The 7,851-nt window shown below is 54.4% G+C and carries 5 protein-coding genes and 2 pseudogenes; 3 read left to right on the top strand and 4 right to left on the bottom strand.

Going from position 1 to position 7,851, the window contains the following annotated elements; translation table 11 throughout:
- Positions 1–407: pseudogene (locus HDG32_RS36945) on the bottom strand (hypothetical protein); the annotation flags it as partial.
- A 1,101-nt stretch (positions 408–1,508) separates the two neighbouring features.
- On the opposite strand from HDG32_RS36945, the pseudogene HDG32_RS35810 reads away from it, so the two are divergent.
- Positions 1,509–2,105 (top strand): annotated as a pseudogene (locus HDG32_RS35810) (sugar transferase); the annotation flags it as partial.
- A gap of 105 nt (positions 2,106–2,210) precedes the next feature.
- Positions 2,211–3,335, top strand: a complete 1,125-nt coding sequence (locus HDG32_RS35805) for a glycosyltransferase (RefSeq protein ID WP_184074554.1) — start codon at positions 2,211–2,213, stop codon at positions 3,333–3,335.
- Between the two features lie 281 nt (positions 3,336–3,616).
- On the opposite strand, the gene HDG32_RS35800 is transcribed toward HDG32_RS35805, so the two are convergent.
- From HDG32_RS35800 to HDG32_RS35790, 3 genes are all read right to left on the bottom strand, one after another.
- Positions 3,617–4,537 (bottom strand): glycosyltransferase family 1 protein, encoded by a 921-nt coding sequence (locus HDG32_RS35800; RefSeq protein WP_184074552.1) that lies wholly within the window; start codon positions 4,535–4,537, stop codon positions 3,617–3,619.
- Positions 4,538–4,636: 99 nt separating this feature from the next.
- Positions 4,637–5,578: a glycosyltransferase gene (locus HDG32_RS35795; RefSeq protein ID WP_184074550.1), complete on the bottom strand. Its 942-nt coding sequence runs from the start codon at positions 5,576–5,578 to the stop codon at positions 4,637–4,639.
- A 257-nt stretch (positions 5,579–5,835) separates the two neighbouring features.
- Complete coding sequence (locus HDG32_RS35790; RefSeq protein ID WP_090811951.1) at positions 5,836–6,747, bottom strand: polysaccharide deacetylase family protein; 912 nt, start codon at positions 6,745–6,747, stop codon at positions 5,836–5,838.
- Positions 6,748–7,149: 402 nt separating this feature from the next.
- Here HDG32_RS35790 and HDG32_RS35785 point away from each other — a divergent pair.
- Positions 7,150–7,851: Wzz/FepE/Etk N-terminal domain-containing protein (locus tag HDG32_RS35785; RefSeq protein WP_260336729.1), on the top strand; the 702-nt coding region annotated here is incomplete at its 3' end.

Below are 7,851 nucleotides of genomic sequence, written 5' to 3'. Positions count from 1 at the left end.
GATGCGGTCGGCGGATTTTTGGTGGCCGGGCATTGGTATGCGCTAGACGGCGCGTACATGCCCACCTGGAAAAGAATCTTCATGCCGCGCGTGCGTGCGGCGTTCAGAAGCGACTTCAGAAAGGCCACTTTGTTGGGGTCCAGCGTGCTGCCGTCGGCCAGCGTCATGAAGTCCCACGAAACGCCGAGGCGAACCGTACCGACGCCCAATCCGGCAATCAGATCGAGGTCCTTTGAGCATTCGTTCAGCGCCGTCTGATCCGCACTCCAGAGATTGCAGTTCACGTCCATTGCAAAACGGTCGTTTCCGCTTCCGGTGGGCGGGGGCTGCAGCGCCGCGAGTTGCTGAGCAGTGGCGGTAGTCGCGTTCGTTGTCTTGGCGCGACCGTTCTTCGCGAAGGCCGACATCGGCTGCCCACACAAAAGTGTTAAGACAACGAATAATAAGAAAAGTGTGAGTTTCATTTCTCAACTATAAATGCTGTCGCCTGGAATTGGTCCGAAAACGTCAGAGTTAAGTGTGCCGATGAACATCAATTGTTGAAGCGACCGCATTGACGGCACGGATATGTCGAACACGCGCGTCGAATACCGTGTCGACGTCAGAGTCCCGCACAGACACTACACTTCAGAACAGAGCGACTCAATCTTCCTAAGGATGCGCCCCCTTGTTCGGCATCAGTCCCAGCTGAAGTCTGTTGTGTGACGCAATGCCTCACTATCAGATTTCCGACGCCGGTTGCGCCACGCTTGTCGGCATATCACGAAGTCTTCGCGTCGAACTCCGCAATGAGCGAATCGTCCCATCATGTACGGGAACGCACATCGATTCGTAGTGCCGAGCCGGGATACTTGCGACTTCGATGTGCAGCGCGAGTCATCGCATAGAAGACCTTGCCGCGCTCAGTCATTACACAAGTTGTTCCTTCATCAAATTTTCTTTTTTCCTAAAGATGAAAACTGTCGTCTCTCTTTAGACAAATTCGAAATCACGAGCTTTCGAAAGAACGGTTACACGTCTGATAAAAGTATGCGTCTGACCTGAACGCTTTGTCATGATATTTACGAGTGATACATGGCGATAAGACCAATCAAAGAACGAAGCCATGATTCGAATTCTGCGTATTTGATTGTCAGAAGAACTGTTGGTGCACCTGATGAAGGCGACGTGTCGCGATCGAACTGTACGATGGCGACTTTATGCGCTATTGCTAACATTCGGTCTTTGAGTGAGATGTTACGCTCGTCGTGACTCGTCAGTGAATCAATGAAATTAGCTTCACTAAACGATTCACTTCCACACCAAAATCTGTTTTGCAAGCGCAGGGTGCCTACGCCGGCATCGTTTCCCACGAGTTTCCGAACTGAGGAGATAGTATGTTCGAATCCAACGCCACCGCGGATCCGAAACTGGAAGAGGCGTGCCTTGAGGCGAATTCAAAACAGGTCGCCCTGGATGACTCGAACCCGCAAAGCGAGAACATCTTCGTCGCAAGGTGGGACGACGCAGTGAAGAGAACGATGGACGTTTGCGGGGCGTCGGTTCTACTCATCCTGCTCTTCCCGGTTCTTCTGATAATTGCGCTGGCAGTCATGAGCGATCACGGAAACGCCGTATATGGTCATCCAAGAATTGGCCGAGGAGGACGTACTTTCAAGTGCCTGAAGTTCCGCTCCATGGTGAAGAACTCGGATGAAGTTCTCGCCAAACTGCTCGCAACCGATCCGCAGGCTCGTGCGGAATGGGACCGCGATTTCAAGCTTAAAAACGATATTCGTGTGACGCCGGTTGGCCGCATTCTGCGCAAGACGAGCCTCGATGAGTTGCCGCAACTATGGAACGTGCTGCGCGGCGATATGAGCCTGGTGGGACCCCGTCCTATCGTGCAGAAGGAGCTGGTGCGATATGGCCGCGATGTTCGTTACTACCTCGCGCTAAAGCCGGGAATGACAGGCTTATGGCAGGTCAGCGGCCGGAACGATGTGGACTATCCGACGCGGGTTTCGCTCGATGTTAAATACGCAATGAACCGCTCGCTGACATTCGATATGTCGATTCTTCTGAGAACCGTCAAAGTGGTGTTCGCGAAAGACGGCGCCTACTGAGCCGGCTGAGGTCCTTTCCCTGTCGTAGATTGCATGTCGTTCCGATCGCCGTGACCGATCGGGGATGTGTTCCGCTATTGCTGCGCAATTCACGAGAAACATGTTATGAGAGTGGTCCACGTAATCGAATCGACTGCTACAGGAACGCTTGCAGTTGTGAGCACGCTTGCGACGCGCCTCGCCAAGGAAGGTCACGAGGTGTATGTGATCTATTCAGAGCGCGAGGAAACACCGAAGAATTTGCGCGCGATGTTTCACTCTGACGTCGTCCTGCGGCATCTGCAGATGAAAGGGCCATCATTGGCACGGATCATGTCTGTCTTGCGCCAACAACTCATCGAATTGAACCCGGATATCGTCCATCTGCACTCGTCATTCGCAGGTTTCCTGGGACGAATGTCGACCTTGTTTGCGTTGCCGTCAACGGCGCTTCTTTATAGCCCGCACTGCATCTCTTTCGTACGGCGAGACATAGGCAGGTTGAAGCGATACTGTTTCGCCGCATTGGAGTTGCTTGCGTGTGTGAAGAACTGCACATACGTTGGCTGCTCCGAGAGTGAATGCGCCGCTATTCGCCGCTATCTTCGGCGAGATGCAGTACTGGTCGAGAACGCGATCGATCGGGCTGTTAGTGTCCAGGGCAACAATCGTTTGGAAAGCGCCGGAAAAGTCGGATCGACGAAACGGCGAAAAATTGTGACCGTCGGCGGCATTCGTGTCCAAAAGAATCCGCGATTGTTCGCGGAGATTGCACGCTCGTTTGATCGGGACGGCGTCGAGTTCGTATGGATCGGCGACGGCGACGCAGATCTCAGGAGGACGCTCGAGGACGCCGGCGTGCGTGTGACCGGTTGGCTTACGCGTGCTGACGTAATCGCGGCTGTGGCGCAAGCGGATATCTATTTGTCGACAGCTTCCTGGGAGGGAATGCCGATTTCTCTGATTGAAGCAATGACGCTCGGCACACCCGTTGTGGCGTCAGATTGTCCCGGCAATATAGACACCATTCGTCACAATTCGACCGGCGTTCTTTATCGGACGGCTGCGGAAGCGACTTCGCTGATCCGGAAGATGATAGCCGAGGATAAATTTCGTGAAGGTTTATTGCGGCGCGCGCAGGAGGAAGCGCGCAACAGATTCAGTGAAGATCGTTTCTTCAACAACATCGCGCTGCTTTATTCGGCCCAGTTGAGAAGCATTCGCCAGGGCCGTTCGGTGCTGAGCGAGTGACTACTGAGCGATTTGCAGCAAGCCGTCGTCTGGGACCGATTGCATACAGTGCTCTTGCCGAAGTGAAGAGTAGCGGACAAAAGCCGCTTCACGCGCGTGACCATCAACTCTTCATCGATTCGCGCAGTCGGGACGGGCGAAGAACTGGCCCGAACGTGCCGATGGGGCGCGGCAAGAATCGAAGCACCACTCCGTAACCAACGTTCACGGAACGCCGATCGCGACGAGACTGACTTTTAAGAAATGGTTTGCGCGTGTCATCGCGCAAACCATTTTAATTTTTAGAGCCGCGCGAGATATCGCTCCACGCCCGAGGCGGCGATTATATCTGTCCACCGCAAATGCAGCAGCGTGGAGGGGTCATTTTTCGGCACCATATCGCCGTGGAAATTGCAGATGCTAGAGAATACGTCTGGGCCCGTTACTTTACATTGAATTCCAAACTTGGCGGCGGCGTTCAGATTCGAAGGCGAGTCATTGCAGATGATTCTTTTGCCGAGCGCAGCATATTCCAGAAGCTTGGTCGGCGTCTGCACGTCGTACGGACGCTTGTACGGGATGGTTGAAATAGCAATCTCGCAGTTGCGAACCACCGCGAGGGCATCGCGTTGCGCAAGACGTCCCGTGAACAGGATGCCGGGCGATCGAAGATATGCGTCGGAGATTTCCTTTTCAACAGGCCCAATCAGAACGAGGGTATCCGAGTCGCGCTTGGCGGCCAGGAAGTCGCTGATGAAGCCGACAAAGCCGCGTTCCCGCGTTATCTCGCCCAGATAACAATACGTTCCCGACGGAAGCGCCTGGTTGCGGTCAGCATCCGTCGTGAAAATCCAATCTGGTACGCCCATCGGCAGGAAAACGGTATCTACGCCGTCGCGGAAGCCCATGACTGCACTCATTGAGTCGTTCTGAAATATTCGAAGATCGGGCCGTGGTTGAAACGTTTTCTTGATGCTGTCCTTTAGCGCACTGTTACGCCCGACAGACAGCGAGCGGTAATCGTGGATAACGTATTTTGCAGCAGGGATCTTGGGGTAAAAGCCCATGATGCACCAGAGAATGTACTCCTCCGGATTCTTGACTTTTTTGTAATCATCCAGTGTCCCTGACATTACCTTACAGTCGTTTCTCACAAAATACTTCGTGTAGGCGTCGATCTCAGGATAATTCGCCTTGCCGGGGTGAAGAATGAATATCTGCATGTCATTGCCACCGTTCAAATGTCGTCTCTTCGGCTGACTCAGTGCTACCAAGGGCAGTTCGAGTCGCATTCGTTGAAATGTCGCACGTCAATGGATTGGTCAAGCGTTGGTTAGCTTGATATCCGTTGGCAGAAATGTCGCGACGTTGGACTGCTCTATCACCCGGTCCCAAATGAGGTCTGCGAAGTCCGTCCGACGATTCGCTGTCGCACCGCGCGCGGCGTCTTCATCGATTCCGTCAAAGATGTTCGCCGTGGTGATCACACTATGGATGCCCATCTCTTCACAGCATCTGATATTCGACGGCGAGTCGTTGCACACGATTTTCTTGCCGAGCGCAGCATACTCGAGCAGCTTGGTCGGCGTTTGATAGCAGTGCGGCCGGTGATAGGGGAAATAGCACACCGCAACATCGGATTCGACCACGTGCTTCAGCGCCTCACGCTGCGGCAACGGCCCAGTGAAAATGATATTTTTTGCATTCGAAAATCTTTCGTAGATGCGCGGGTCCGGTTTTCCCACCAGCAGGAGGGAGACGTCGCGCTTCTGAAAGTTGTTTATAAATGCTTCCAGCACGCGATCGAAGCCGCGCTCGACGCTCATTTCGCCGATATAACAGAAATCAGCTTTCTTTTTGGTTTGACCGCCATCCTGTACCTCGAAGATCCAGTTCGGCACGCCCATGGGCAGGATCACACTGGGTACACCGTGACCGAAACCCATGATCTCCTGTTGCCGTTTGTTCTGAAATATCCGCAGATTCGGCTGGCAATTGAAATACCGCTTCGCGACGTCTTTCATCGCCGGCCAGCCGCCAACGGAGAGAGAACGGTAGTCATGGATGACAAAGTCCGATTCAAACCGGTTCGGATAGAAACCCATGATTTCCCACAACACGAAATTTCGTTTGTTATCGAGCGCGCGGTAATCGCTGATTGTTCCGACCACCACATCCACGCCGCGCGCTTTAAAATAGTTTTGATAGGCAGTAATTTCCGGATAATTGGCGGTACCCGGAGACGTGATGAAGATTTTACGCATGCCGCCTTCCTTTTTAACCGTGGAGATAAGGAACAATAAGGCCGTTAGGAATAATGCACTGGCGGTCCGGTTGCGCCTTTGATTGACAGGTGCTCGAACGTTGACCGCTTGTTCTGCTCGAAGCCGAGATCGCGCGCGATAGTATTTTTATTAGCGAATACCTTATCGTGACGATTCGCCGCCCTGGGTTGGATGCAGCGCGGTGCACGACGGTGTCGTACGCCGCTGCGCGAGCTGTCGCGGCGGCGCTGTGCTTTCTACGCCTGGTTCAATGCACGTGGTCTGCTAAAGATGCGCTGAGCCAGGCGCCTGACGCGTCCCAGTCGCAGATAGCGCGGCACCAACGTCAGGCCCGTGAGCTGCGCGGCGAACCACGACACGGAAGAGTCATCGTCAATGTCGAACGCCTTGAGTCGGAACGGGTCGCTTCCTTCGTCATTCCAGCCCACGTCGGTCGTGCGTGCGGTCTTGTAGCCGGCGGCCTTCAGCAGCTCGACTTCGCGCGGACCATAAATGCCATAGGGATACGCGAAATGCTCGCAAGGCTTACCTACGATCCGTTCTACCTCCGACTTTGATAGCGCAAGCTCTTCAAAGCACTCGTCATCGTCACAGAAGGTTAGTGTCGGGTGATAGCGTGTGTGAGACTGAAAGTCGACATAGGGGCGCATCTCTTCAATATGGGCGGCGCTGAGGCCACTAATCGTCGCCGCTGGGTCTGGCAAGTCCTGACGAAAGCCTCGCGCGTCGAGTTCAGCCAGGCGCTCGTGGTTTTTCATGCGAATCAGCCGCTTCACACCTGCATCCCTCGCGACAGGATGCAGGAACCAGTGAGTACGATCGTGCGCCACGACACTGCTGCAGATGTAAATGGTCGGGTACACCCCGTACTTGATGAATACGGGCAGCAGATTTGCATTGCCGATATGGCCGTCGTCAAACGTGACGGCCACGCGCGGGCGACCACTACCTCGCGAATTTGCCTGCGACAACGGCACGAACTCGACCTTGTCTTTCAGGTACTCAAAATGAGCCTCGAGCGTGGCGGGCGACGGATCGTGATAGAGCAGAATCGCGGTGCGATCGCGCCAGAGAAAGGCTCGAATCGCCGCGGGGGTTCCACTGAAAAGCAGCGCGCGTGTGAATATCTCACGCATCAATTGTTTCATATGCATCCCAAGCTAACGGCGTTGAATGGGATTGTGCCGTCACGGTCACAAAAGCGATGTGCGTTAGCGTACGGAGGTGATGACCGTCTTCAGATAGTCTGGGATACTAGTTAGTGTGAAATATACGCTAATTTTCCACCGAAGAATCTACTGCGGGGAAACGGTGGTTCAGCGGAGATTTAGGCAGTCTTATCTTTGTACGGTAAGACGATTATTCTGAAGTTGGTGGCGCGCAAAGCAGAGGAATTGTTGACAGATTGCGTTGCACACCGAACTGACGCGCGCAGCGCCCGCACCCAAAATGTTGCCGTCCCGTGACAAAAAGCGAGATCTGGCAACGCCGCATCGCCTGCACATTAAATCGAGCTTCCATCCTTTTCGTACACCCGCCCTGGGGTTTCGATGAATCAGAACTCTCTGCTTACGAATGCTGCCGTGCTCCGGAATAACGATGTAAGTCTTTCGCGTTATTTCGACGTTCTAATGGCCAACCGTTGGCTGGTCGGTGGAATCGCCGGCGGCGTGCTCGCCCTGGGCGTGGCCTATGCGTTTATCGCGCCGTCGGTGTACCAGGCCGATATTCTCGTGCAGGTTGAAGACAGCATTCCGACCAGCAATTCAAAAAGCCCACTTGGCGACGTCTCCAGCATGTTCGACGTCAAAACAGAGGCGACGGCTGAAATGGAAATCCTGCAGTCGAGAATGGTGGTCGGAAAAGCGGTCGACGATCTGCACCTCGACGTCAGCGCAAAGCCCAGGCGCTTTCCATTGATCGGAGACTGGTTGGGCCGGCAAGCCCGGAGTCTTTCCGAGCCAGGTATCTTTGGATTTGGCGGATATGCATGGGGCGATGAAGCGATCAAGGTGTCCAGCTTCGACGTCCCGGAAGCATTCGAAGGCGAGAAGTTCGTTCTGACGGTTCTGGAGGGCGAACGCTACCGGCTGGCGCAGTCGGATCTCAGCGAGCCGATCGAGGGTCGCGTGGGCGAAAAGCTCGACACGAAACTGGCCGATGGCGCGATCACGCTGCAGGTCGATTCGCTGAACGCAAAGCCGGGCACGCAATTCATTCTGGAGAGACAGTCGCGCGACAAGACGGTGGAA

The organism is Paraburkholderia sp. CI2, from assembly GCF_014201055.1.
GTDB classification, from domain to species: Bacteria; Pseudomonadota; Gammaproteobacteria; order Burkholderiales; family Burkholderiaceae; genus Paraburkholderia; species Paraburkholderia tuberum.
The sequence above is the reverse complement of the archived record's forward strand: the minus strand, read 5'-3'. Positions and strand labels throughout refer to the sequence as shown.

What these genes read in the sequence shown, in the direction of transcription:
- HDG32_RS35805 (WP_184074554.1), top strand. Translation starts at nt 2,211, where the DNA reads ATGAGAGTGGTCCACGTAATCGAATCGACTGCTACAGGAACGCTTGCA.
- HDG32_RS35800 (WP_184074552.1), bottom strand. Translation starts at nt 4,537, where the DNA reads ATGCAGATATTCATTCTTCACCCCGGCAAGGCGAATTATCCTGAGATC.
- HDG32_RS35795 (WP_184074550.1), bottom strand. Translation starts at nt 5,578, where the DNA reads ATGCGTAAAATCTTCATCACGTCTCCGGGTACCGCCAATTATCCGGAA.
- HDG32_RS35790 (WP_090811951.1), bottom strand. Translation starts at nt 6,747, where the DNA reads ATGAAACAATTGATGCGTGAGATATTCACACGCGCGCTGCTTTTCAGT.